Origin of the sequence: Actinobacillus pleuropneumoniae (genome assembly GCF_003290385.1) — a bacterium.
GTDB classification, from domain to species: Bacteria; Pseudomonadota; Gammaproteobacteria; order Enterobacterales; family Pasteurellaceae; genus Actinobacillus; species Actinobacillus lignieresii.
On sequence record NZ_CP030753.1, the window covers coordinates 1399494 to 1423022 of the forward strand.

The window sequence follows — 23529 nt, forward strand, 5'->3', positions numbered from 1 at the left end:
TCAATAATTATTTATTGCAAGCGGTGAAATTTCCTCGTTTTTTTGCAATTTGTATGATTTACATACAGAAAGTTGTAAATGTAGGCGAGTTAGATAGAGAGATCAAGAGATTTAAAGGCTATTTAGCAAAACAAAAAGCGGTGAAATTTGCAAAATATTTTACAAATTCCACCGCTTGTCATCTCAAATTTTTCTTACAACTTGATTTTCTGCCCATTACTTGCACTTTCAAATGCCGCTTCGATAATCTGTAAAACCAATATCACTTCCGCTAATTTAACGATAGGTTCAATACCTGCGGTAATCGTTTGATACAAATCATCTAGCAAATTTTGATAACTGGCTTGCGCATTCGGATAAGGCTTACGAATGACTGCGCCGTCAATTTCCGTATGCAATACGCCCCATTCGCTTTCCGGCTCAACGTTCCAATCGCCAATCGGCATTACTCCGCTGTTTAAATGCGCTTCTTGGCTGTCGAGCGATTTTTTCACATAAGAACCGTTTTTACCGTGTAATACGAAGGTCGGACTTGGCTCTCGTGCGTATTTAGATGCTTGTAAGGCAACCTTTAAGCCGTTTGCATAATAAAGATGTATATCAAAGTTATCATCCACCAATGCGCCGTCGTGTTGATAACGAATATCGGCAAACACCGCTTGCGGTTTACCGAACAGATAAATGGATTGATCGATTAAATGTACACCCAAATCATAAACTAAACCGGTACCGCGATCGCCGGCTTCTTTCCATGCTTTAGCATTTTTGCCTTTCGCATAACGATCGAAGCGGATTTCGCAATCCACGACCTCACCCACTAAATTTTTAGCCAAAACTTCTTTTGCGGTGGCAATATGGCTGTCCCAACGGCGGTTTTGATAAACGTACAGCACGACATTTTGCTGTTTGGCTAACCGTTCCAGTTCTAATGCCTCCGCCGAGCTTGCGACTAACGGTTTTTCAACCAACACGTGTTTACCGGCTAATAAGGCGCTTTTTACCATCTCATAATGCGTTTGGTTCGGCGTAGTAATAATAACCAAATCGATTTCCGGCGTAAGTAACGCTTGATATTCATGCACAATATTCACATCCGGCAGCCATTCTTTTGCTCGCTCGGTAGTACGCTCGTACACTTTCTGAATATGAAAGCGTTTGTCATTTTTAAGAAAAGGAATATGGAACAAGCGACTGGAATAACCGCTACCGGCAATCGCAACATTAAGAATTTTCATCATTTATGCTCCTGATTAAAGAAAATTAAATCCAGTATAGAAGAAAAAGAAAAAAATGCCCCGCTTTTTCTAGTTGTGGTTATTGTTTATAGTAATCCGAATCATTATGACAAGCGGTCTTTTCCTTACGAAAATTTGTTAAAACTCAACCGCTTGCCTGATCTTTTTCTAACTTTTCAATTCTTATCAAAGCTTTAGCTATTTTATGCTATTTTTATAATAAGATTTTTATTTTGAATTCGGAGGTTTTATGGCGGCAGAAGGTGCAAGCCAACTTACCAGTGTGGTAGCTTTATTAGGGGCGGCAATTATTGCCGTACCGATTTTTAAACGTATCGGTTTAGGATCAGTGCTGGGCTATTTAGCCGGCGGTTTAGCCATCGGGCCTTTCGGCTTCGGTTTATTTTCCGATCCGCATACCATTTTACACGTTGCCGAACTCGGCGTGGTGATGTTTCTGTTTTTAGTCGGGTTGGAAATGCAGCCGGCGCATTTATGGGGCTTACGCAAATATATCTTCGGCTTGGGCAGTTTTCAGGTGATTGGCGCGGCGATTGCGCTCACCGGTTTAGTGATGGCATTCGGTTATTCATGGCAAGTGGCATTTGTCAGTGCAGCAGGTTTCGTATTGACCTCCACGGCGATTGTGATGCAAGTATTAAGCGAACGAGGCGAAATGACTTCTGATCGCGGTCGCAAAATGGTATCGATTTTGCTATTTGAAGATATGTTAATCGTACCGCTATTGGCAGTAGTCGCTTTTCTGTCGCCTATCCATTCCTCGGAAACAGCCAGCACGCCGATTTGGCAAAAAATTGCGATTGCCGTGTTTGCGATGGTTTTCTTATTTATTATCGGCACCAAAGTACTGAATCCGTTCTTTAAAATGCTGGCACGCACCAAAATCCGAGAAATGATGACCGCCGTAGCACTTTTCGTAGTGCTTGGCTCGGCGTTATTAATGGAAGTGAGCGGACTTTCAGCGGCAATGGGAGCGTTTGCCGCCGGCGTATTGCTTTCCACCTCCAGCTTCCGCCACCAATTAGAGGTGGATATCGACCCGTTTAAAGGCTTATTACTCGGCTTATTTTTCCTTGCGGTCGGGATGTCACTGGATTTGAATGTGGTATGGGATAACTTAGGGTTAATTCTATCCGGCGTTATCTTAATGATGTTGGTTAAAGGCGGGGTAATTTTCCTAGTGGCTCGTCTTTCCGGCAGTAACAAATTAGATGCGCACGACCGTGCGATTGTGATGGCGCAGGGTGGTGAATTTGCGTTTGTATTATTTGCTGCAGCGCACGCTCAAAAAGTAATTGATGACACGGTACACGCCAATATGACGGCAATTGTGGTGCTATCGATGGTCTTCACGCCGTTAATGATTATTGCGAGCCAGAAATTTATCGTGCCTCGTTTGCAAAAAATTGACGAAATCAAACCGCATGATCATATTGAAGAACAGAACCCGATTATCTTGGTCGGCTTAGGTCGTTTCGGGCAAGTGGTCAATCATTTATTGCAAATGACAGGTTATCATCCGACCATTATCGAGCTGAATCCGAAACTTATTGCCGCCATGAAAAAGCGTGGCGTAAAAAGTTATTATGGTAACGGCGCTCACCCTGATTTACTTAAAGCGGCGGGTATTCAAACCGCACAAATGCTGATTGTGGCGATTGATAATCCGAAACAAACGTTAGAAATCGTGAAATACGCACGTAGTGTGAATCCACATATTAAAATCATCGCTCGTGCTTATGACCGTTACCACGTTTACGACTTGGTACAATCCGGTGCGGATATTGAAGTACGAGAAACCTTTGACAGTGCATTGCGTACCGGTAAACAAGCATTACGCGAACTCGGTTTGGATGCAGACAAAGTACATGAAATCGGTAATATGTACTTCGGCAAAGATCGCCATAGCGTGAAACTTATGTCAGAAGTGTACGACCCGAAAATCGAGCGTTTCAAAAACGAAGAAATGTATCGTATCGCTCTCGAACAAGACCAAGAAATTATGGCGGAAATCCAAAAGATTTTGGCGAGAGAGTAATCTTAGGAATACTCTACAAGCGGTCGTAAATCGTCAAAAATTTACGACCGCTTGTTTCGATGAGGGAATGTTATGCAAATTACCCCAAAACAAAAATATTAGCCTATTCACCATAAAACGGAAGATTCAAGTCAAGTTTGATTGAGTGATAAAACGGATAAAACCCACCGAACTTTTGGATTCATTTATAAATGAAGCTTTTTGAGATTCTAAAATCTATCACATTTAATGTGATCACTAAGGGCGAATCTATACCCTTATGATAGAGATTATCATTTTAAAAGTTTTAAAAAAGTTCCATTAAGCACTTGAAATATAAACTGGTCGAACCAATATATATTTTAATCTATTTTACATAAGGAGAATAACTTGTATCCAAAGGAACAGTATTGTTGGGCTATAGGCATAATTACTTATTTATTTCTATTACTAGGTTTATACATTTGGTTTGGAGGATTAACAATAAACCTTTTCTGTATTATCGAAGAAGGTTCTTCATGGAATCTATTTTTTAAAGCTATTAGAGAATATAGCTCTTTTCTTAATAGCTGCCTTATTGGTGGTGTTGGTGGAATTGTTTATTGCCTTAGAGCTGTTTACATAAATTTTTCAGTCTTAAAAAGATGGGATGAATCTTACCTAGTATGGTATTTAATCAGGCCTATTATTAGCTTAATTATTGGAGGAGTTAGTTATTTATTTATAAAAGCAGGGTTAGTTCTATTTAGTTCTTCTGAACAATATGAATTAAATCAATTAAGTATTCTTTCACTAGCTTTTCTTAGTGGATTAAATGTAGATAAATTCTTAAAAAAACTTGAAAGCATTGGTGAAACGGTATGGGGAATATCCCCATCAAATTTAGGGAAGACCGAAGGAGATAAAAATGCCTGATTTTTTTGAAATTGATTTTTTAGCTGTAGAAACTAAAAAAAGTGGGGATGCAATTACTATTCGATATTCTATTGATGGTAAGGAAACAATTCATGTTGTTGATGGGGGATTCGAAGCTACAGGAAAAGCAATAATTAAGCATTTACAGGAATATTATGGACAAAGCGGGACCGTAAATATTAGTAGAGTAATTGTTACTCACCAAGATCACGATCATACAAGAGGTCTAAGAACTGTTTTAGAAGAATGTAATGTCGGTGAACTCTGGATGTTAAGACCTTGGATATATAGCAATGAATTAGTTGATAAATTTAAACGATGGACAAATCCTGATAATTTATCTAAGCGATTAAAAGACATTTACCCAAACATACTGGCTCTTGAAGAAATTGCCAATAGAAAAGGAATTCCAATCTATGAGCCATTTCAAGGGAAAAAAATTGGAGAGTTTTTAGTTTTAGCACCATCAAAAAATCGATATTTAGATCTTGTTGCAGAATCATTAAGCTCTATATGGAATAGCGTTATACATTTTATTAATGCTAATTGGGGAGATGAAAACTTATCCAAAGAGCCAACAAGTGCTGAAAATAATATGAGCGTTGTACAATATGCCTCATTGAATGAACAAAATATTTTACTTACAGGAGATGCTGGTATAGAAACATTATCAGAAGCTATTGAATATCTAGAAAATCGAAATAATGGAATTATGCCTAAAATTCATCGATTCCAAGTTCCACACCATGGTTCAAGAAGAAATTTATCTTCTGAGCTATTAGATAAATTATTCGGAGAGAAATTACCTTTTCCACCAACGGTGGATAAATTTACTGCTTTAATTTCTTCAGCGAAAGAAGATAAAGATCACCCAAGAAAAGCTGTTATTAGAGCATTAAAACATCGAGGTGTTAGAGTTATTGCAACAGAAGGAATAACCATCTGTAGTAGTTCTTCTAATGCTCCTCACAGATCTGGTTGGGGACCAGTTACTCCATTAGAGTATCCGAACGATCAAGAAGAGTAAATTTTGAAGTAATATTACAGTTATTCTCTTTATTTATAATTATTTAACCAACAAACGGTCGATTTCCTGTAAAACCTTGCAAATCGACCGCACTTTCCCTTTTCCCTACCAATCCCTCTTCCCCTCAAACTCTTCCACTAAAAAATCTACAAAACTTCGTACCGCTTGGGAGAGTTGGCGGCGGGAGGGATAGACGGCGTACACTTGATAAGTCGGCATTTGCCAGTCGGGTAGAACAATTTGTAGTTGGTTGTTTTTGAGCTGTTGTTCAATAAAATACTTCGGCAACATGGCAATGCCACCGTCTGCTAAGGTGAAATTAAGTAATGCCCCTGTGTCGTTGATGGTAAGTTGGCTGGTCAGTTCCAACACGGTTTCTTGCCCGCCTTTGATAAATGTCCACTCTTTTCGGTTTACATTTGCGTGTGCTAAATAACGATGATTAGCTAATTCTTGCGGTGAGTGAATTGTGCCGTGCTGAGTCAAATAAGCAGGCGTTGCCACTAATAAAGAATGGCAAGTGAATAATGGGCGAGCCACAGCATTTGGATCGGGATTGTTCGTAAAACGGACGGCAAGATCGATTCCCTCTTCAACTAAATTTACCGTGTTATCCGCCAAAATCAGCTGAATATTCAGCTTCGGATGTTTGGCTAAAAAAGTGCGAATCGCATTGAGCAAATGGGTGCTACCAAATGCTGCATTCGAGGCAATTCGTAACGAACCTCGCAATTCCCCTCGCTGAGTTAAAAAATCCTGTTCAATAGCCGAGGTTAATTCCGTCATTTTTTTGCAATATTCGACCGCTTGTTCGCCTGCATCGGTCAGTGAAACGTGGCGGGTGGTACGTTGCAAAAGCCGAGCATTAAACCATTCTTCCATAAGAGCGACTGCGCGGGTAACTTTCGGGCGTGAAAGATCCAATCGTTCTGCCGTTGCAGTAAAACTGCCTGTTTCCGCCACCATTAAAAACACTTGAATTGCGGTAATTCTATCCATTTTCCACCCTTATTATTTCAATTTTTAAAACAATTATATTCAAAAAACCGCCTTTTTCCCATTTTTTATTTCAATATAATGGCAACAGATTATTTGAAACTCTTCAAGCAAAGGAAAATCAATATGAAAAAATTACTTAAAATTGCAGTAATTTCAACCGCACTTTTAGCCACAACAGCGGCAATGGCACACACCACACCGGAGCAAAATAAGAAAAATGCTCTTGAGTTTTACGAGTTAGTGTTCAACCAACACAAAGTACAAGAAGGTACAGACAAATACATCGGCAAAGAATATTTACAGCACAATCCGACCGTAGCGGACGGTGGCAAAGCCTTTGTGGACGCATTTGCGCCGTTCTTAAAAGAACATCCGCAATCACGTGCTGAAATCAAACGTGTGGTGGCGGAAGGTGACTTAGTGATGTTGCACGTTCATAGCACGTTAAATCCGCAGGATAAAGGCGAAGCGGTGGTGGATATTTTCCGCTTTGATGAAAACGGCAAAATCGTAGAACACTGGGACGTAATTCAAGCCGTACCAGAAAAAACGGCAAGCGGTCGTTCAATGTTCTAACGCAAATTTCAATTCACAAGCGGTCGAAAAACGAGAAAGTTTTGCGACCGTTTTTTATTGTAAAATATGCAGATAATACGACAGTGCCTTAGACACGAACAAAATTCACCGTTTGATGAAATGTTTCGCTTCGAAAAAGAGATGAAAACACCGTGAAAACCGTCGCTCTTATCCTTTACCCACATTTCAGCTTATTTCATTTTGCCGTGCCGCAAATGGTATTTTCCGCAACAGGATTGGCAAATGAGCCGTTATTTGATTTGAAAGTTGTGATGGGAAACTTTTGGGAGATTATTGTAATTTATAAATAAAACTTTCCCAATAATTATAAAGTTTAAGTTATAATACGAACCTTACCTTAGGAGCATATTATGATCACCTTTATTGAAAATTATTTAAAAAGCCTTCCTGCAGAAAGTATTACTAACTACTTTTTCTATCTAATGCTTGGTATTACTACTTTTAATCTTTTTTTATTCTTTGCATTACCTAATATTCGAGAAAGTTTCCGTTCTAGAATTCTTGATTACGCCCCAACACTTTTAACTTCATTGGGGATATTAGGAACATTCACAGGGATTGTGTCAGGGTTACTAAATTTTGATATTGAGAATATCGATAACAGTATTACTGAATTACTATCAGGAATGAAAACAGCTTTTTTAACCAGTGTAATCGGGGTTACGCTCTCTATTTCCCTCAAAGTAATCTTTACTCTATTTAAGAAAAAGAATAAGAAAAGTGATGAAAATAATTCAATGGATATTAAGAGTATTGTTAATACGCTATTCAAGCAAACAGAATACTTAAAATTGCAAACAGAAAAATCAGATGTATTAGCCGATAATTTGCAAGCAATGGTAAAAATGTTAGGCAGTGAGTCAGATGGTAGCCTACTTGGACAAGTCAAATTATTAAGAAGTGATTTATCCGACCAACAAAAATCATTGCAAAAAACGTTTACTCCAATGGCAGAAAATTTAGAAAAAATTCTAAATTCATTTAACGATCAAAAACAAATATTCTCAAATTTTGAAAATAAGTTATGGATTAAATTACAAGACTTTGCGGATATGATGTCTAAATCTGCTACGGAAGCAGTTATTGATGCTCTAAAAAAAGTAATCCAAGACTTCAATAATAATTTAACTGAACAATTTGGTGAGAATTTTAAACAATTAAATTTGGCTGTTATTAATTTGGTTGAATGGCAAGAGAATTACAAAAATCAATTAAATGAAATGATCTCTTTGTATAATTCAGGAATACAATCTTTAACAACCACAGAAACTGCAATTTCAAATATTGAAAATTCAACTCAGTCTATTCCAACTACGATGGAAAAATTAGATATGATAATTCGTTCTAATCAACAACAAATTGATCAGCTCGATGGGCATTTAAAGAGCTTTGCACAGTTGCGTGACAAAGCTGTCGAAGCAATTCCAGAAGTTCAGAAACAAATTTCAGCAATGTTGGAGAATGTAAACAAAGCAAATTCAGATTTAACTCAAGGTTTAAAAGAGAGTGGGGAAAAATTACAACAACATATTGCAAATACGTCGGATAAATTAGGACAATCAATAACAGAAACTTCGCAGAAACTAGGCGAAACAGCTAATTTAATTTCAACACAAAATAAAGAATTAACAGCATATCAAAAACAATTATTTGAGCAAATTACGCAATTTGCGAGTCGTTGGAATCATGAATTCAACGATAATGTAAAGCGTATTCATGAAGCATTTAACCATTCTGTTGAAGAAATGATTAAGTCGCAAGTTTCAGAAAACCGTAAGCTAATGCTTTCACTCGAAAAAGAAAGTGAAAATGCCTTGAAATCTACTGCTGAAAGTGTACAGAAACAATTAGATTTAATTGATAAGTCAATGCAAGAAGAAATAAATCGAGTAATGAAAGAAATGGGAGGAGCCCTTGCCGCAATTGCTAATAAGTTTACTGATGACTATGTCCGTTTAACAGAACAAATGGCAAAAGTAGTTCAGCAAAATAATCGAGGTAGATTCTAATGCAGATTGATTTTTCTAAATTGAAATTACAGCAACAAGAATCTGAAGATTCTCAATGGTTACCTGTTTCCGATTTAATGTCTGGTTTAATGATTTTATTTCTCTTTATTGCGGTGAGTTTTATCTTAAACGCCAAGCGTGTTGCCGATAATTACCAAGATAATCAAGAAAAAATCTATCAGGCATTGCAAACAGAATTCTCTCCTAAACTGAAAGACTGGAAGGCAAAAATTGATAAAGATACACTAACTTTTATTTTTACTGATCCAGAAGTTCTATTTGAAACAGGGCGTTCTGATCTCAATGCACCATTTAAGAAAATTTTAGATGATTTTTTCCCTCGGTATATGAAAGTGGTTGATAATTATAAAACATCAATTAGCGAAATTCGGATTGAAGGGCATACCAGCACTGAATGGGATCATAAATCAAGTGATGATATGGCTTATTTCTTAAATATGCAACTTTCCCAAGATAGAACTCGCTCAGTGTTAATTTATTTATATCAACTAGAAAACATTGCTCAATACCGCGATTGGATAAAAAGCAATTTATCTGCCGTAGGATTATCATCATCTAAAACCATTAAAAATACCCAAGGTATAGAAGATAAAGAGGCTTCTAAGCGAGTAACTTTTAGAATTATCACTAACGCTGAAGAACAATTAAGAAAACTTTCTGAGATAAAATAATGAAATTGTCAGTAGATTTTAGAGCCTTATTTACAGCAGTAAAGAAAATGGGGGTGGAGAAAATCACACCTATTTCCTTATTACCAACCAACCAAGCGATAAAAACAGATTTTGAAGTTCAAATCAATTCTCGATCTGGTTTTGAAGTATCAAACATTGAAGATGTTGAGGTAAAATTTGGTGTATTTACTTATAACGGCTGGCACGTTCTGCTATTTATACCTGACCATAGCTATGGCTCTACTTTTGATAGAACAATAGAAGATTCAAGCCAAGGAAATAAATATCATTTAACAGATTGTAGTACTTTGGAAAATATGCGACAAAGAGGGAGATTCCAACGCTACCACGCAACGAATAATACTGAAGGAATATTTACTATTTTTGATGCTTATGGGCGAGAAGCTGAAGTTGCGTTGCATGCTTGTAAGAATTGCTTACGCCAATTAGGATATTATCCATACAACACATTTAATTTAGTTGGTTTTTTTGAAAAATATGACTCCCATTTTTGCAATTTACCCAAAGCAATTAATCAGGATAAAGCAGGCTATCATCAAGACTGGGAAAATATTTCTCGACAATATCGTGAAAGCCACCAGTATTGTTGTGAGCAATGTGGAGTAAATTTAACATCTCATAAGCATCTATTAGATGTACATCATAAAAATGGTGTAAAGCAAGACAACCGAAAAGATAATTTAATTGCACTATGTAAAATTTGCCATAGCGAGCAGGATAGCCATGGTCATTATTATGTTAGTTTAATGGATAGACAAATCATTGAATCATTACGTTCTCCATTTTAATTCCTAAAAGACCGTAAACTCCTAACAATTTACGACCGCTTGTATTTTAGAATCGACTCAAATCCAACCCACCATCTGTTTTCTCATTCGCTTTGAGATAAGCTGGGTGGGTTTCGATTTGTTCGAGGTAACGAGTGATATTTGGATAATCCGCTTTATTCACATAGTTTAAGCCCCATTGCAGTGGGAAGCTTAATGCAAAATCTGCACCGGTAAGTTGTTCACCCACGATCCAAGTTTTGCCTTCTAACGATTTTTCTACGTGGCTGAAATATAAGCCCACTTGTGCATTGGTGTATTGGGCGAAGTCGCCTAAATCACCTTTCTTCGACACTAACGCCAGTAAGTTTGCGGAGAACATTGAGGCTGAAATCGCTAGCCAATAAACGTAATTAGAATAAGCATCGGTTTTGTGTGCTGGGGTGAAGCGGTTTTCAGTATCATAACGATCAAGCAAGTGTTGGATAATCGCATTGCCTTCCGCTAACACTAAATCGCCGTCTTGTAACACAGGTGCTTTGCCGAGTGGGTGTTGCGCTTTTAGTTCTTCTGGTGCGAATCCAGTGCCTTCTAAGCGGTCATAAATTTTGAGTTCGTAATCCAAACCGAGGGCTTCAAGTAGCCATACAATGCGGTGTGAGCAAGACTGCTTAAGATAATGTAGTGTAATCATATTTACTCCTAATAAGCGGTTGAATTTACAAGATTTTTTGCAAATTTGACCGCTTATTCTTAACCTAAATCGTCCCTACATTTGGTAGGTTTTACGGTGAACATTTTTCAAAAAAAAGACGCCTGAAATCAGACGGCAAAGGGGGATTATAAATCGAATGATTGGATTACATTCACATGTAGACGTACGTCCACGTTACCGCGCGTTGCGTTTGAATATGGGCAAACTTCGTGCGCTTTGTTGATTAAGGTTTTTGCTTCTTCAAGGCTTAAGCCTTCAACAGTGATCGTGATATCTAAATCTAGCGCAAATGCACCGTCTGGTTTTTGACCGATTCCCACGCCTACAGTGGTGCTAGATTTGGTTGGTTTTAAACCTAAAGCTGGAGCAACGTGGTTCATTGCACTGTCAAAGCATGCTGCATAGCCCATTGCGAAAAGTTGTTCTGGGTTTGTGCCGACTTTGCCACTTTCATTTTGGAAGCTAACTAAATCTAAACCAAGTGAACCGTCATCTACTCGAGTATGACCATCACGACCGCCAACTGCTGTTGCTGATGTTTTGTAAAAAATTTTCATAATATTGTCCTTGTTGAAGTGTTGTCTGAATGATGCTTATTTTATGGTTTTCATTCACCAATGCGGTAGCACATTTCTTTAAAATTCTTGCCTATTTCTACAAATATTTATATCACAGGGAAGTTTTACATCCATTTCAAATATTATCTGTAATATCAACAAGGGCTGTTTATAATTCATCCTAATATTCATCAAGCAAATGTTGCCAAATATCTAAAGTTCCCTCTTTTAAAACACCTTTTTCTTGTATCAATGCTATCGCTAATTTTTGCAAATTTTGAGCTAATTCTAAATGTCCACACCAAGCCAAAGAACGAATAATTCGGCTAATTTTCTTTTCTTCGTGTCCAATATTTCGTAGCCAATAATTGCGAACCTTTAATTCATCTGTAAGAAAAAGTGCAGTTCCTTTTCGATAAATTCCAAAATAATTAATAATATTATCAAATGAAATCAAATACTTTTCTTGAATCCCGATATTTTCCTTAAAGAAAACAAGATCTTCTCCTAATAACATTGGTGTGCTTCGATTCCATTTGGACGCTTGATTGACAGGAAATAGCCATTCAATCCAAAAATAACCGTCCCCAATCGCTCTTGGTTTAAGTTCCCAAAGACTCTGTAAATCAAAACCGAATTCTGTTTTGCGTAAACCTAAATAAAATTCATTAATCGGATGCATATTATTTCCCCAAAATCCGACTTTTTACTAACGCCACCAACAACTCAAATTCTCGATATTCTTTTTCTGCATAATGCTGTTTTGCAAAGGTAAGAAAATCATCAATGCCACTACAATGCTCAATTTTTTCTTCATCAAATTCATTCACATAACTGACCCAAATGCCATCATTCAGCGTATTGTAAAAACTAATTTCGTAATTATTCTTACCCATTACACAGCAAAAGCAGTCTTCTTCTCGTTTTAAATATGCATTATTTCCAATATTTGCAGAACCTCGTACCACAGCTTTTTCATCAATAATGGCGTTCCCCAAAATTTTAGATGAACCATAAATTTGTCCATTTCGTACCTTCGCATTTCCTATAACACCAGCACTATCCGTGATATATCCTCCTGAAATTTCAGCATTCCCCGCAATTTTAAAATAGCCAAATATGTTCATAATATGTGCATTGCCAAAAATTTTCGTATTATCCCAAATTCTACCAGCCCCACAAATGTGGGCATTGCCATAAATTTGCGCATTATTAAAAATATGAATCCCTCCATCAATTCGAGCATTATCAAAAACTTTAACGTTATCTGTTAAAGATAATTTTTGTGAAATATCACAGCCTGAAATAGATAAATAGGCATAGCCAAAAATTTCGACATTATCATTGATAAAAGCATAACTGCCACCATAAGCATCAACTTTGGCGTATCCATAAATTTGAGCATGATCGCAGATTTCTACATTACCACTAACGATAGCGTTATCTAATACTTTTGCATTGCCATAAATCAACACTCCACAAGCAACCCAACAATGATCAGCTTGTGATAAGTTGTCCTCACTTTCAATAAATCCCCCTAACTCTCCCGCTTTAACATAACTAAAGTCTTGTAATGCTTGAATTTGGTATAAAATTCGACCGTACTTTTCAATGTAGTTTTCTGTTAAACAGTATTTTTTGCGTTCCATCATTACTCCTTGGTTGAATTGTAGGAAATGATATGGAAGTCAACGACATTTTCTGTCGTACAAAGAAAAGCGGTGAAATTTGCAAATTCCTTTGCGAATTTCACCGCTTGTTAGATTATTTATCTACTATTTTTTAGAAACAGCTAAAAATTGTTGCCATAAATTGTGGACTAATGTCCAAAGGTATGTAGCTAATTCTTGATTTTCAGTATCAATTGCAAGCCAAGTTTCTTTTTCCCAATACCTTAAATTTAATGGCTGCATAGGGCAATGTAGCAATTTTCCCCACCATTCAGTCGTTTTTCCTCTTGCAATACGTTGAATTAAGGGTAAATATTGCTCGTTTTCGATAACATTCTTTGTATCCTTCCATTTAAACCCATAATACATTCCACTTGAATCTCGTTCAAAATGAATAACAAAAGGGAAAGATTTAGGAACCAACTTAATTAATTCATATTTATAGTTATTTTCTTCTGTAACCAAATCCCATTCAGATTTATCAAAAAGTTTATCTTCGTTAAATTTAACTTCTAATTGATAAATTAACTTAGATTTCAATGCGTTATAAAAATTATCTTTTAACACTAACATATCAAGCATTAATTCAATATTATCACGACTTGCAAATACAGTTTCTAGTAATTGATCATTTAATTTAGTCATATTCATGATTTCCATTTCTAAGAATTTTTTGAAATCTTCAATCCATATATTAAGTTTTTCAGACTGAATAGGGACATCATCTAGCCAATCTATTAAATCTAATGGTGTCCATACTTGCCCTTTTTTCTGCTCTACCATTTCATTCCAATTTTGAATAGAGGATTTTGAAGGCTCACATTTATAATTCGGCAGATATAGAACAAAATAATTTTCAGTATGGTAATACTTTAGATCTTCATAATAATCCTTTAATTGTTCGTATTGATCTACTGCACCACGCAATTTATTTTCAATGGATATAACCCACGTTATTACACCATTTTTTGTACCTTGAACAAAAATATCGTGACGTCGACCACATTCCGTTGGATGTTCCAACCAAACTGAAACATCATCGGCATTTTCGATAAATTGATCTAAAGATAATTTTCGCAAAAATGTTGTTAGAAATGATTTCCCCTGCCCATGACTCTCTTTAGGATCTAAAAGAAAGCCTAATATGCTAGATAACCCTATCTCATCTGTTCTTACAAATCTGAATAAATTAAGCTCTTGAAAATCCTTTTTCTCTAAAACCTTATTTTTATCTTTTAATATAAGATATTCAGATAATAGTATTTCTAATTTTTCTTTTATTGTCATATAAACATCCTATAGATAACTATTTAAAATAAAATAGAGTAATTTCAATGATATTTTTCTAACAGGTTTTAACTCTTGCTAAGCCCCAAGTTCTTTTTCTCAGAAATATTAAAGAAAAAAGTCATTAGCTATCAAGCTAATGACCTTTAATTAGTATGAAGGTAACTATTTCTCTAATTCTGCTTTAAAACTGGTAACTGTACTATCTGCAGCACTCGCAAGGAAAGCCGTATCTGCACCGAGAGCGAAGAATGATACGCCAAGATCAGCGTAGTGTTTTGCTTGTTCAGGTGTTGCAGCGATTGTGCCCACTGGTACGCCGAATTCACGAATACGCTTGATCGCATATTCCATTTTTGCCACTACGTCTGGATGCAGAATATTCGGACCTAATCCCATATCCACCGCTAAATCCGCAGGGCCTAGGAAAATCGCGCCTACGCCTTTTGTGCTTGCAATAGCATCTAAATTTTCCATACCTTTTAGGCTTTCGATTTGCAACATAATCATTGATTCATCATCAATGCGTTGTTGGTAATCAGGAATACGCCCAAAGCGAGATGCTCGCACTACGCCAGCCCCCATACCACGTTTGCCTTCAGCCGGATATTTCGCCCAACGAATGATTTGTGCCGCTTCTTCGCCACTTTCCACCATTGGTACGATGATATTTTGAATCCCTGAATCCATTAACTGCTTGAATGTGCCTGCCGCTGCCTCGCCCACACGCACCACTGGGGTCATTTCGTAAGGGGCAATCGCACGAGCCACGTTTAAAATGGTTTGAATGTTGTGCGGGCCGTGTTCCGCATCAATGAAAAGCCAGTCATAATCCGTGGTCGCAAGCACTTCCGCCACCTCAGCTGAGGTGGTTTCTAACGCCACGCCATACTGCATTTTACCCGCTTCAATATTATGTTTTAGGTTGTTATATAAAAAATCTTTTACGATTGCCATGATGAATTCCTTATAGCATTTTTGCTAAATAAACTTGTTTTCCGACCGCTTGGATTAAGTCGATTTGCGACTTCGTCCAGTTCAAATCTTCTTCCTCATCTTTATAATATTCTTTGATAAGGTCGTAAGAGGTAATATCTAAATAACCTGCATTTAATACTTCTTCAATAATTGGTAAGCCGTCTAGTGAGGCTTTTAAATCGTATGCTAAGAAGTCTTCAATATCGCTGAATATTTGACGAGCCGGAACTTCGTCTTGGCGAATTTCACCGTCTAAATCTAAAATTCGGTTATGGAATTGTGCAATAAAATCCAATTCGGATGTACCGTGTTCCGCATATTTTTCTGCAAGTTTAGTAAAGCCTTGGCTAGCAAATACACGAGCCATGATTTGGTGGTTTAGCGCATTTGCCGTAAGTTGTGTAGAGATATGTTGTAAAATTTCAATTGTTTTTTGTACGTCTTTCATTTTGTTTCTCCTTGATCACATCGATAAATTCATTGCGTTTGAAACTGTGATTATCTTATGATAGCTTTTGTTTTACAGGTATATTATTTCTCCAAACAACTTGCCTAATTCTACAAATATGCAAATTATTGATAAATTATTACCGCTTATACCGAAAAACCAAATTTGGCAAACGCCGATTGATGGACTTGTGATTCAGCACGCCGATCGCCCTACACCGGTGGCGAACACAATTCTAGAACCTCGCATTTGTATTGTGTTACAAGGCGAACGAAAAATTTGTATCGGTGATCAATGTACGCTATTTAGCAATCAACATTTTATGTTCTGTCCGGTAAACGTGCCATTGTCGGTAGAAGTGGTGGAAGCAAGCCCTGAAAAGCCCTACTTGATGATGACGATGAAAATCGACCTAAAAATGGTGGCAAGTATCGTGCCGCATATTCCAAAAACAATTGCAAAAAATCAACCAAAATCGACCGCTTTCTTACAATGGCAATTAGAAGAAAATTTGCTGGCTCAGTTTGAACACTTGATTGACTTGCTCAAAACACCGGAAGACATAGATTTTCTTGCGCCGCTTATTCAACAACAAATTTACTATGTTCTGCTAAAAAGTGATCAAGGGCAGAAATTACGAGAATTGGTACAAGTAGGCAGCCACACAAATCGAATCGCTCAAACCGCACTTTGGATCGAGCAACATTTGTCTGAGCCGTTACGAGTGGACGATTTAGCAAAACAGGCGGGAATGTCGGTTTCAGGTTTTCATTCGCATTTTAAAAAAATGACCAATATGTCACCGTTACAATATCAAAAATCACACCGCTTACTGGCTGCACAACGTTTGATCCAAGCCAAACAGAGCAATATCGCAAGCGTTGCTTTCCAAGTCGGTTACGAAAGTCCAAGTCAGTTTAGCCGAGAATATAAAAGACATTTTGGGGTAAGCCCAAAAGGAGATGCGAGCTAGTGTATTAGTGATAACAAGCGATCTAATTTCCCTAATTTTTTGCAAATACGTTCGTCAATTATTGTTTCGTCAAACTCTCCACCAACAAATTTCTGATCCATTGATATGCTGGGTCTTGGTGGGTGCGTTCGTGCCACGCCATTTGGATTGCAAAGCCCTGTACTTCAAGCGGAAGCTCTTTGCAAATCAATCCGCTAAAGTTATGAGATAAACGTGATGGCACCAATGCCACTACGTCTGTGCTACGTAAGATATTCGGTAGCAAAGAAAAGTGATTGACTGAGACTGACACACGACGAGCTTTACCGAGTTTAGCCAATGCCTCATCGCACACACCGTAAAATTGTCCGCCGTCATAAGACATCATTGCAAAATCCAATTCACAAAAGTTGTCTAAATTTAACAGTTGGTTTGCCATTGGGTGATCTGCTCGCATCACACAAACATAATGTTCTGTCAGCAACGGTTTGCTGTGTAAATCCGCCGGAATATGTTGGGTGGAAACCAAGGCAATATCAATTCTTGCCTGTTCAAATTGGGCTAACAAATCCACGTCTTGTGCCGGTAAAAAAGCGACACGAATTTTCGGTGCAAGTTGCTTTAAATGGGATAAAAAAGGTGTACCGATCGCTTCCAAGCCATAATCGGTAGAAGCAATCTTAATCGTCATTTCAGCCGTTTGCGGATCAAACTCCACCGGACGCAGCATACGATTCACTTCCGCCAAAACGGTCTTGACCGAAGGCATTAATGCCAAGGCTCTGGCAGTTGGCTCAATCCCGTGTTGTACACGTACAAATAACGGGTCACCAAAACTGTCACGCAGGCGATTAAGCATCGCACTCATTGCCGGCTGAGTCACCGACAAACGTTGTGCCGCTTTGGTCACGTTTCGCTCTTGCAAGAGTGCATCAAACGCTTTCAATAAGTTTAAATCCACCGTTCTAATATCACGCATCTTTATAACTTCCATAAACAAATATGATTAGTTTTTATATTATAACAAGCGGTAAAATTTATACAATTTTTTGCAAGTAAGGATTTAGACATGGCGAAATTTAGATATTTACAAACACCTTTCAAGCTCAAAAATCTTGAACTTAAAAACCGTATCGTGATGCCGCCGATGTGCCAATATTCGGCAACAGACGGTATGCCGAACGACTGGCATTTTGTGCATTACACCGCTCGTGCGATTGGTGGTGTCGGTTTAATCATTGTGGAAATGACCAACGTTGCGCCAAACGGTCGTATTACACCTAAGTGTTTAGGGCTATGGAATGATGAACAACGTGATGCGTTTAAACCGATTGTGGATTCAGTGCATAAATACGGCAGTAAAATTGTGGTGCAAATCGGTCACGCCGGTCGTAAAGCACAAGATTGTGATGATGTGGTTGCCCCTTCTGCAATTCATTACGGTGAATTAGATTATACAGGTCAGAATTTAAAAACTCCTCGTGAATTAAGCAAAGCGGAAATTCAGGAAGTGATTCAATCTTACCAAGATGCGGTAAAACGTGCAGTGGAAGCCGGCTTTGATGCGATTGAGATTCACGGCGCACACGGTTATTTAATTCACCAATTCTCATCACCGAAATCAAACCAACGTAGCGATGAATACGGTCAAGATCGCTTCTTATTCGGTGAGCAAGTAATTAAAGCCGCTAAAGCGGTAATGCCGGCGGATATGCCGTTGATCGTGCGTATTTCGGCACAAGAATTCGGTGCGGACGGCTTTGATGCGGATTACGGTGTGGAAATGGCAAAACGCTTTACGGCAGCCGGTGCGGATTGTATGCACGTAAGTGCCGGCGGTGACGGTGTGTTAGCGGAAAGTAAACATCCGCCATTTAATGCAGGCTATCAAGTGTATCTAGCTCGTGCGGTAAAACAAGCGACCGGTTTACCTACTATTGCTGTCGGTATGTTAGACGATGCGAATGTGGTTGATCATGTGTTATCAATCGGCGATGCGGATTTAGTAGCGGTTGGACGTGCGTTATTACGTGACCCGCAATGGGTATTAAATGTACAATATGCACAAAATGCGACAAATAGCAGTGGTGTTGAGTTTGTGCCGGCACAATATCAACGTGGTTATTTCTAATTAACGTCTATACAAGCGGTGTAAAAAGAAGCATTTTTTACACCGCTTTTTCTTATTTATCACACTCGGATGTATCACACTATGCAACTTTCTATTTTAAATCTCGTCCCAGTGCGTGAAGGACAAGACTACGCACAAGCAATGCAATCTATGGTAAAACTGGCACAACTGGCGGAAGAGCTGGATTTGGCTCGCTATTGGATTGCCGAACACCATAATATGAAAAACTTAGCCAGCTCGGCGACCACTCTGCTGATTCAACACACCTTAGCCAATACTAAGAAAATTGCGGTCGGCTCAGGCGGTGTGATGTTACCGAACCACAGCCCTTATATTGTGGCGGAACAATACGGCACGCTTGCGACTCTTTATCCGAATCGAATTCAGCTCGGTTTAGGCAGAGCGCCCGGTACTGATATGCGTACTGCGAATGCGTTACGCCGAGGAGCAAAACACTTCGAATTTCCGGATGAAATCGCAGAACTGCGTGGTTATTTCCAAAATACCAATCCGGTTTCCGCTTACCCTGCCGCCGGTTTAGATATCCCATTCTATATTTTAGGCTCCAGCACCGAAAGTGCGTATTTAGCCGCAGAATTAGGCTTACCTTATGCATTTGCTGCACATTTTGCACCACGAATGATGATAGAAGCGGTCGAAATTTATCGCCGTTATTTCAAACCGTCCGACTATTTGGCAAAACCTTATGTGATTATGGGCGTGAATGCGATTGTGGCGGACAGCGATGCGGAAGCACAAAGTCTGGCAACGACACAAACGCAATTCTTTATCAATGTCGTCACCAACGCACAGCAGAATTTACAACCGCCGATGGCAAATGATGCGGAAGTGTGGCAAAACTTTAATCGTACGGAAAACGAGCTACACTTCGGACCGGTCGATTTAAATGAAATTCCGATTTATCATCAAGAAAAAGCGGTGGTAAAACAAATGACCGCTTGCACGCTAGTCGGCTCGCCGACAACAGTTAAAGCTCAATTAACCCAATTAACTAAACAAGTGGAAATTGATGAAATTATGGCGGTGACTTATATCTACGATGAACAAAAACAAGCGAAATCTTACCGCTTGTTAAAGGATATTGTAGCGAGTATGTAATAGAAAAGCGGTCGTAAATTTTTAAAGATTTACGACCGCTTGTTTATGCAAATTGAATTATTCTTTCGCTAATTGTAAGTAAATACCTGAAACGTCTTGGCTACCTAAATCCGCTTTTACCGCTTCACGATATTGTGCGGCAACCGTTTCAACCGCCGGTAGCGTTAAGCCGGCTTTTTCCAATTCTCCGCAAGCTAAATTCAGATCTTTACTGGCGTGTTTGAGCATAAATGCTGCAGGGAATTCTTTCGCAAGCAATAATGGTTTTTTAGTTTGGAACATCGGTGAGTTCATTGCCGATCCGCCAATTGCTTCGGCAAGATCATTTAAATTAATGCCGAATTGTTCGCCCATTAACATCGCTTCCGCATAGGCTTCGCCAAATACGCCTAATAACGAATTAAGTACTAATTTCGCACCGGAGCCTTTACCCACATCACCGAAATGGAAAGTACGCTGACCGAGTACGTCAAATACCGGTTGTAACGGTTTTAACACCGCTTCTTGTCCGCCGAATAAAATCAGTAATGTCCCGTTTGTTGCAGGCACAACCGAACCGGAAACCGGTGCTTCGGCAAACAAGCCGCCGTGTTCTTCCACCAATACTTTTAGTTTTAAGTTTTCAGTCGGGGAAACCGTACTCATATTAACGATAACTTTACCTTGCAGTTTTGCACAAACGTCCGGATTTAAAATATCCGCTGCCGCCGCATAGTCCGAAACCATCAAAATAACCGCTTGGTTTTCAGATACTAATTGTTCTACCGAACTCGCAACTTTTGCACCTTTTGCTGCAAATTCAGCACTTTTCGCCGTATTTCGGTTATAAACACTGACATCGATATTATTCGCCAGTAAACGATTAACCATAGGTACGCCCATTTGACCTAAGCCGATCCAACCAATTTGTGTAAATGCTGTTGTCATAGTATTTTCCTTCTGATGTGGGACAAATTTAATTGATTGTAGCTTATTTTTTAAGGTTGTAAACGCTTAAAAAGCGACTTTCTAACATAAATTTCAATTATATTCCCTATAATAAAATATGATTAGATTTTATATCTTGGCATAGATTAAACTTCAGAATCATTCTTATATTATTTTTTACTCGGAAAGCAAATGTGAAATTGTGCAGAGTTATCGCATCTTTAACGATTGCACTAACTAAGCCATACAAATAATACGGATAAACTTGTTACAGCAAGTTGTTCAAACCTATAAAGAAAAGGAAAAAAACAATGTTTAATATTGAAAAAGAAAACGTTTTAGCGGCATTTAAATATCGTCGTGCAACACGTAACTATGATGCGTCTAAAAAAATCAGCGATGAAGATTTCGCTTATATTTTAGAGTTAGCGCGTCTTTCACCAAGCTCGGTCGGTTCAGAGCCGTGGAAATTTGTGGTGATTCAAAACCAAGAATTACGTAACAAATTAAAACCGGTTGCGTGGGGTATGGCGGCACAAATGGACGCTGCAAGCCATTTAGTGGTTTTACTTGCCAAGAAAAATGCAAGCCACGATAGCGAATACTTCAAAAAAGCGTTGGAACAGCGTGGTTTAACTGCTGAAGAAATGGAAAAAACTTTAGCGTTATACAAACAATTCCACGTGGAAGACATTAAGATTGCCGGTAACGAGCGTGCATTATTCGACTGGTGCTCAAAACAAACCTATATCGCTTTAGGCAATATGATGAGCGGTGCAGCGATGATCGGTATCGATAGCTGCCCAATCGAAGGTTTCAACTACGATGCAGTGAATAAAATCCTTGCAGAAGCCGGTGCATTCGATCCGAATGAATACGGCGTTTCCGTAATGGCGACTTTCGGTTATCGTGCCGGTGCAATCGCACCGAAATCACGTAAACCGATCGAAGAAATCGTAAGTTGGATTAAATAATCTTTAATACATTAAACGGTATGAGATCCTCTGATTTCATACCGTTTTTACTTATTACCTTCCCCACCCAAAAACACTGCTTTTATCGCCTTGACGAAATCGAAAATTCTGTTACTTTAACGAATAACTAAGTGATTTATTTGGAGTTTTACTGTGTTTGATTCATTAATTGTACAGTTTGTGGTGCTATGGGCGGTGATTGATCCGATAGGTTCTATTCCGGTCTATTTAGCCAAAACCAGTCATCTTTCCGCAGCAGAACGAAATAAAGTCGCTTTAAAAGCGGTCGGAATTGCCACTATCATCTTGCTCTTCTTCTTAGTTGCCGTGCAATCCTTATTTGAAATGATGCAAATTCCGCTTTCCGCCTTCCAAATTGCCGGCGGTTTAGTACTTTTGATCTTCGCTTTAACTATGATTTTTGGCGAAGGTAAGCCGGAAAACGAGATCAAAATGCAAACCAGCTTAAGCGAATTAGCGGTTTATCCGCTTGCCGTTCCGTCTATCGCCTCTCCCGGTGCAATGATGGCGATCGTATTATTAACCGATAATCACCGCTTTAGCCTAACGGATCAATTTATTACCACGCTGATTATGTTAGCGGTGTTGCTCATTACCTATTTCCTACTTCTTGTAGCAAGTAAAATTCAAAACGTCATCGGCAGTGTCGGTGCTTCGGTTATCAGCCGCGTAATGGGATTAATTCTCGCCGCCGTTGCAGTAAATAACTTGTTGGTTGGGATTCAGCAATTCTTCGGTTTAGCAAGTTAATTTGCTAGTAAAAACAAATAAAAAGAGACGATGAACTTTCTTGCCCACAGTATGATTTCCTTTGAATTGGATACAATAATGCCGAATAGCCGTACCTTATTCGGTAATTTTGCCGGCGATTTTTATAAAGGACGAATCGAGAATTTAGCGGTGGCAAGCCATATTCAAAACGGGGTTAGGTTACACCGTTTGATCGACAGCACGACAGATCGGCGAGAAAACTTCCTCAACCCGTTACTTGCCGAAGAATTGGGGCGATTTAAAGGGATTGTGTCGGATATTGTGATTGACCACTTTATCGCAAAAAATTTTAACCGCTTGTTTGGGCAAGAACTGGCACAAGTTGAAACAGACATTTTGAATAACATTGTCCAATATCAATCAATTTTTCCACAAGGCTTCTCTTCACTATTTAATTGGTTGGCACAGAATCGAGCGTTATCTCACTACGCTGACTTTGATTTTTTAGTTGAGCGAGTATTTACAGGAATGGCACAACGTATCACACGAGGCGAGATACTGCGCTCCGCAGGAAATGTGTTGAAAAAGCACTATATAGAATTGGAAATATTGGCGATACAAGAATTTAGCTACACCAAACAGGAAAGCCTACGTAAATACTTAACAGAATTTAATAACTAAAATCACAAACAAGCGGTCAAAATTTGCAAATTTTTTGTAAAATTTAACCGCTTACTTG

24 protein-coding genes are annotated in these 23529 nt (G+C 38.5%); 13 read left to right on the forward strand and 11 right to left on the reverse strand.

Features of this window, described 5'->3' with window-relative positions:
- Nucleotides 1-194: 194 nt before the first annotated feature.
- Nucleotides 195-1238, reverse strand: coding sequence for a Gfo/Idh/MocA family oxidoreductase (locus DRF63_RS06445; protein WP_005598126.1), 1044 nt, complete (start codon nucleotides 1236-1238; stop codon nucleotides 195-197).
- A 247-nt stretch (nucleotides 1239-1485) separates the two neighbouring features.
- On the opposite strand from DRF63_RS06445, the gene DRF63_RS06450 reads away from it, so the two are divergent.
- From DRF63_RS06450 to DRF63_RS06460, 3 genes are all read left to right on the forward strand, one after another.
- A complete protein-coding gene (locus DRF63_RS06450; protein ID WP_005598128.1) occupies nucleotides 1486-3294 on the forward strand; it encodes a monovalent cation:proton antiporter-2 (CPA2) family protein in 1809 nt (602 codons plus the stop codon).
- Between the two features lie 369 nt (nucleotides 3295-3663).
- Nucleotides 3664-4188, forward strand: coding sequence for a hypothetical protein (locus tag DRF63_RS06455; protein WP_005620203.1), 525 nt, complete (start codon nucleotides 3664-3666; stop codon nucleotides 4186-4188).
- Nucleotides 4181-5215 carry a ComEC/Rec2 family competence protein gene (locus tag DRF63_RS06460; RefSeq protein WP_005598129.1) on the forward strand — a complete coding sequence of 345 codons (1035 nt, stop codon included), beginning with the start codon at nucleotides 4181-4183 and terminating at the stop codon, nucleotides 5213-5215. The genes DRF63_RS06455 and DRF63_RS06460 overlap by 8 nt, the downstream gene beginning before the upstream one ends.
- 105 nt (nucleotides 5216-5320) lie before the next feature.
- Here the strand turns inward: DRF63_RS06460 and DRF63_RS06465 are convergent, their stop codons facing one another.
- On the reverse strand, nucleotides 5321-6214 hold the full coding sequence (locus tag DRF63_RS06465; protein ID WP_005598130.1) for a LysR family transcriptional regulator: 894 nt from the start codon (nucleotides 6212-6214) through the stop codon (nucleotides 5321-5323).
- A gap of 123 nt (nucleotides 6215-6337) precedes the next feature.
- Here DRF63_RS06465 and DRF63_RS06470 point away from each other — a divergent pair, with 123 nt between their 5' ends.
- From DRF63_RS06470 to DRF63_RS06485, 4 genes are all read left to right on the forward strand, one after another.
- Nucleotides 6338-6790 carry a nuclear transport factor 2 family protein gene (locus DRF63_RS06470; protein ID WP_043991859.1) on the forward strand — a complete coding sequence of 151 codons (453 nt, stop codon included), beginning with the start codon at nucleotides 6338-6340 and terminating at the stop codon, nucleotides 6788-6790.
- A 371-nt stretch (nucleotides 6791-7161) separates the two neighbouring features.
- Complete coding sequence (locus DRF63_RS06475; RefSeq protein WP_005598133.1) at nucleotides 7162-8820, forward strand: MotA/TolQ/ExbB proton channel family protein; 1659 nt, start codon at nucleotides 7162-7164, stop codon at nucleotides 8818-8820.
- Nucleotides 8820-9512 carry an OmpA family protein gene (locus DRF63_RS06480; RefSeq protein WP_005598134.1) on the forward strand — a complete coding sequence of 231 codons (693 nt, stop codon included), beginning with the start codon at nucleotides 8820-8822 and terminating at the stop codon, nucleotides 9510-9512. The genes DRF63_RS06475 and DRF63_RS06480 overlap by 1 nt, the downstream gene beginning before the upstream one ends.
- Entirely contained in the window at nucleotides 9512-10321 is an 810-nt protein-coding gene (locus DRF63_RS06485; RefSeq protein WP_005598136.1) for an HNH endonuclease, read from the forward strand. Before DRF63_RS06480 ends, DRF63_RS06485 begins: the two co-directional genes overlap by 1 nt.
- A 46-nt stretch (nucleotides 10322-10367) precedes the next feature.
- On the opposite strand, the gene DRF63_RS06490 is transcribed toward DRF63_RS06485, so the two are convergent.
- The 7 genes from DRF63_RS06490 to DRF63_RS06520 form a co-directional block, all read right to left on the reverse strand.
- Complete coding sequence (locus tag DRF63_RS06490) at nucleotides 10368-10994, reverse strand: glutathione S-transferase family protein (protein WP_005598138.1); 627 nt, start codon at nucleotides 10992-10994, stop codon at nucleotides 10368-10370.
- A gap of 146 nt (nucleotides 10995-11140) precedes the next feature.
- Entirely contained in the window at nucleotides 11141-11572 is a 432-nt protein-coding gene (locus DRF63_RS06495; RefSeq protein ID WP_005598140.1) for an organic hydroperoxide resistance protein, read from the reverse strand.
- Nucleotides 11573-11753: 181 nt separating this feature from the next.
- Nucleotides 11754-12254: an opioid growth factor receptor-related protein gene (locus DRF63_RS06500; RefSeq protein ID WP_005598142.1), complete on the reverse strand. Its 501-nt coding sequence runs from the start codon at nucleotides 12252-12254 to the stop codon at nucleotides 11754-11756.
- Between the two features lies 1 nt (nucleotide 12255).
- Entirely contained in the window at nucleotides 12256-13221 is a 966-nt protein-coding gene (locus DRF63_RS06505) for an acyl-ACP--UDP-N- acetylglucosamine O-acyltransferase (RefSeq protein ID WP_233432360.1), read from the reverse strand.
- A gap of 126 nt (nucleotides 13222-13347) precedes the next feature.
- Complete coding sequence (locus DRF63_RS06510; RefSeq protein WP_233432361.1) at nucleotides 13348-14529, reverse strand: PD-(D/E)XK nuclease family protein; 1182 nt, start codon at nucleotides 14527-14529, stop codon at nucleotides 13348-13350.
- A 165-nt stretch (nucleotides 14530-14694) separates the two neighbouring features.
- Nucleotides 14695-15486 (reverse strand): HpcH/HpaI aldolase family protein, encoded by a 792-nt coding sequence (locus DRF63_RS06515; protein WP_005598145.1) that lies wholly within the window; start codon nucleotides 15484-15486, stop codon nucleotides 14695-14697.
- Between the two features lie 10 nt (nucleotides 15487-15496).
- The gene (locus DRF63_RS06520) at nucleotides 15497-15955 is read right to left on the reverse strand and encodes a ferritin-like domain-containing protein (protein WP_005598146.1); all 459 of its coding nucleotides are present in this window, start codon (nucleotides 15953-15955) and stop codon (nucleotides 15497-15499) included.
- Between the two features lie 118 nt (nucleotides 15956-16073).
- Between DRF63_RS06520 and DRF63_RS06525 the strand changes: the two genes are divergently transcribed.
- Complete coding sequence (locus DRF63_RS06525; protein ID WP_005598147.1) at nucleotides 16074-16928, forward strand: AraC family transcriptional regulator; 855 nt, start codon at nucleotides 16074-16076, stop codon at nucleotides 16926-16928.
- Nucleotides 16929-16986: 58 nt separating this feature from the next.
- Here DRF63_RS06525 and DRF63_RS06530 read toward each other — a convergent pair whose 3' ends face one another.
- The gene (locus DRF63_RS06530; protein WP_005598148.1) at nucleotides 16987-17886 is read right to left on the reverse strand and encodes a LysR family transcriptional regulator; all 900 of its coding nucleotides are present in this window, start codon (nucleotides 17884-17886) and stop codon (nucleotides 16987-16989) included.
- Between the two features lie 90 nt (nucleotides 17887-17976).
- Here DRF63_RS06530 and DRF63_RS06535 point away from each other — a divergent pair, with 90 nt between their 5' ends.
- Nucleotides 17977-19038, forward strand: coding sequence for an NADH:flavin oxidoreductase/NADH oxidase (locus tag DRF63_RS06535; RefSeq protein ID WP_005598150.1), 1062 nt, complete (start codon nucleotides 17977-17979; stop codon nucleotides 19036-19038).
- An 81-nt stretch (nucleotides 19039-19119) separates the two neighbouring features.
- The gene (locus DRF63_RS06540; protein ID WP_005598152.1) at nucleotides 19120-20157 is read left to right on the forward strand and encodes an LLM class flavin-dependent oxidoreductase; all 1038 of its coding nucleotides are present in this window, start codon (nucleotides 19120-19122) and stop codon (nucleotides 20155-20157) included.
- A gap of 57 nt (nucleotides 20158-20214) precedes the next feature.
- On the opposite strand, the gene DRF63_RS06545 is transcribed toward DRF63_RS06540, so the two are convergent.
- Nucleotides 20215-21117: an NAD(P)-dependent oxidoreductase gene (locus tag DRF63_RS06545; protein WP_267978433.1), complete on the reverse strand. Its 903-nt coding sequence runs from the start codon at nucleotides 21115-21117 to the stop codon at nucleotides 20215-20217.
- Between the two features lie 278 nt (nucleotides 21118-21395).
- Here DRF63_RS06545 and DRF63_RS06550 point away from each other — a divergent pair, with 278 nt between their 5' ends.
- The 3 genes from DRF63_RS06550 (at nucleotide 21396) to DRF63_RS06560 (ending at nucleotide 23471) form a co-directional block, all read left to right on the forward strand.
- Nucleotides 21396-22058 (forward strand): NAD(P)H-dependent oxidoreductase, encoded by a 663-nt coding sequence (locus tag DRF63_RS06550; RefSeq protein WP_005598154.1) that lies wholly within the window; start codon nucleotides 21396-21398, stop codon nucleotides 22056-22058.
- Between the two features lie 153 nt (nucleotides 22059-22211).
- Nucleotides 22212-22829, forward strand: a complete 618-nt coding sequence (locus tag DRF63_RS06555; RefSeq protein WP_005601708.1) for a MarC family protein — start codon at nucleotides 22212-22214, stop codon at nucleotides 22827-22829.
- A 30-nt stretch (nucleotides 22830-22859) separates the two neighbouring features.
- Nucleotides 22860-23471: an ACP phosphodiesterase gene (locus DRF63_RS06560; protein WP_419843684.1), complete on the forward strand. Its 612-nt coding sequence runs from the start codon at nucleotides 22860-22862 to the stop codon at nucleotides 23469-23471.
- The last annotated feature ends 58 nt before the right edge of the window (nucleotides 23472-23529 follow it).

What these genes read in the sequence shown, in the direction of transcription:
- DRF63_RS06510 (WP_233432361.1), bottom strand. Translation starts at nt 14,529, where the DNA reads ATGACAATAAAAGAAAAATTAGAAATACTATTATCTGAATATCTTATA.
- DRF63_RS06450 (WP_005598128.1), top strand. Translation starts at nt 1,486, where the DNA reads ATGGCGGCAGAAGGTGCAAGCCAACTTACCAGTGTGGTAGCTTTATTA.
- DRF63_RS06535 (WP_005598150.1), top strand. Translation starts at nt 17,977, where the DNA reads ATGGCGAAATTTAGATATTTACAAACACCTTTCAAGCTCAAAAATCTT.
- DRF63_RS06505 (WP_233432360.1), bottom strand. Translation starts at nt 13,221, where the DNA reads ATGGAACGCAAAAAATACTGTTTAACAGAAAACTACATTGAAAAGTAC.
- DRF63_RS06530 (WP_005598148.1), bottom strand. Translation starts at nt 17,886, where the DNA reads ATGCGTGATATTAGAACGGTGGATTTAAACTTATTGAAAGCGTTTGAT.
- DRF63_RS06490 (WP_005598138.1), bottom strand. Translation starts at nt 10,994, where the DNA reads ATGATTACACTACATTATCTTAAGCAGTCTTGCTCACACCGCATTGTA.
- DRF63_RS06500 (WP_005598142.1), bottom strand. Translation starts at nt 12,254, where the DNA reads ATGCATCCGATTAATGAATTTTATTTAGGTTTACGCAAAACAGAATTC.
- DRF63_RS06470 (WP_043991859.1), top strand. Translation starts at nt 6,338, where the DNA reads ATGAAAAAATTACTTAAAATTGCAGTAATTTCAACCGCACTTTTAGCC.
- DRF63_RS06495 (WP_005598140.1), bottom strand. Translation starts at nt 11,572, where the DNA reads ATGAAAATTTTTTACAAAACATCAGCAACAGCAGTTGGCGGTCGTGAT.
- DRF63_RS06540 (WP_005598152.1), top strand. Translation starts at nt 19,120, where the DNA reads ATGCAACTTTCTATTTTAAATCTCGTCCCAGTGCGTGAAGGACAAGAC.
- DRF63_RS06560 (WP_419843684.1), top strand. Translation starts at nt 22,860, where the DNA reads ATGAACTTTCTTGCCCACAGTATGATTTCCTTTGAATTGGATACAATA.
- DRF63_RS06525 (WP_005598147.1), top strand. Translation starts at nt 16,074, where the DNA reads ATGCAAATTATTGATAAATTATTACCGCTTATACCGAAAAACCAAATT.
- DRF63_RS06550 (WP_005598154.1), top strand. Translation starts at nt 21,396, where the DNA reads ATGTTTAATATTGAAAAAGAAAACGTTTTAGCGGCATTTAAATATCGT.
- DRF63_RS06460 (WP_005598129.1), top strand. Translation starts at nt 4,181, where the DNA reads ATGCCTGATTTTTTTGAAATTGATTTTTTAGCTGTAGAAACTAAAAAA.
- DRF63_RS06520 (WP_005598146.1), bottom strand. Translation starts at nt 15,955, where the DNA reads ATGAAAGACGTACAAAAAACAATTGAAATTTTACAACATATCTCTACA.
- DRF63_RS06445 (WP_005598126.1), bottom strand. Translation starts at nt 1,238, where the DNA reads ATGATGAAAATTCTTAATGTTGCGATTGCCGGTAGCGGTTATTCCAGT.
- DRF63_RS06515 (WP_005598145.1), bottom strand. Translation starts at nt 15,486, where the DNA reads ATGGCAATCGTAAAAGATTTTTTATATAACAACCTAAAACATAATATT.
- DRF63_RS06475 (WP_005598133.1), top strand. Translation starts at nt 7,162, where the DNA reads ATGATCACCTTTATTGAAAATTATTTAAAAAGCCTTCCTGCAGAAAGT.
- DRF63_RS06485 (WP_005598136.1), top strand. Translation starts at nt 9,512, where the DNA reads ATGAAATTGTCAGTAGATTTTAGAGCCTTATTTACAGCAGTAAAGAAA.
- DRF63_RS06465 (WP_005598130.1), bottom strand. Translation starts at nt 6,214, where the DNA reads ATGGATAGAATTACCGCAATTCAAGTGTTTTTAATGGTGGCGGAAACA.
- DRF63_RS06480 (WP_005598134.1), top strand. Translation starts at nt 8,820, where the DNA reads ATGCAGATTGATTTTTCTAAATTGAAATTACAGCAACAAGAATCTGAA.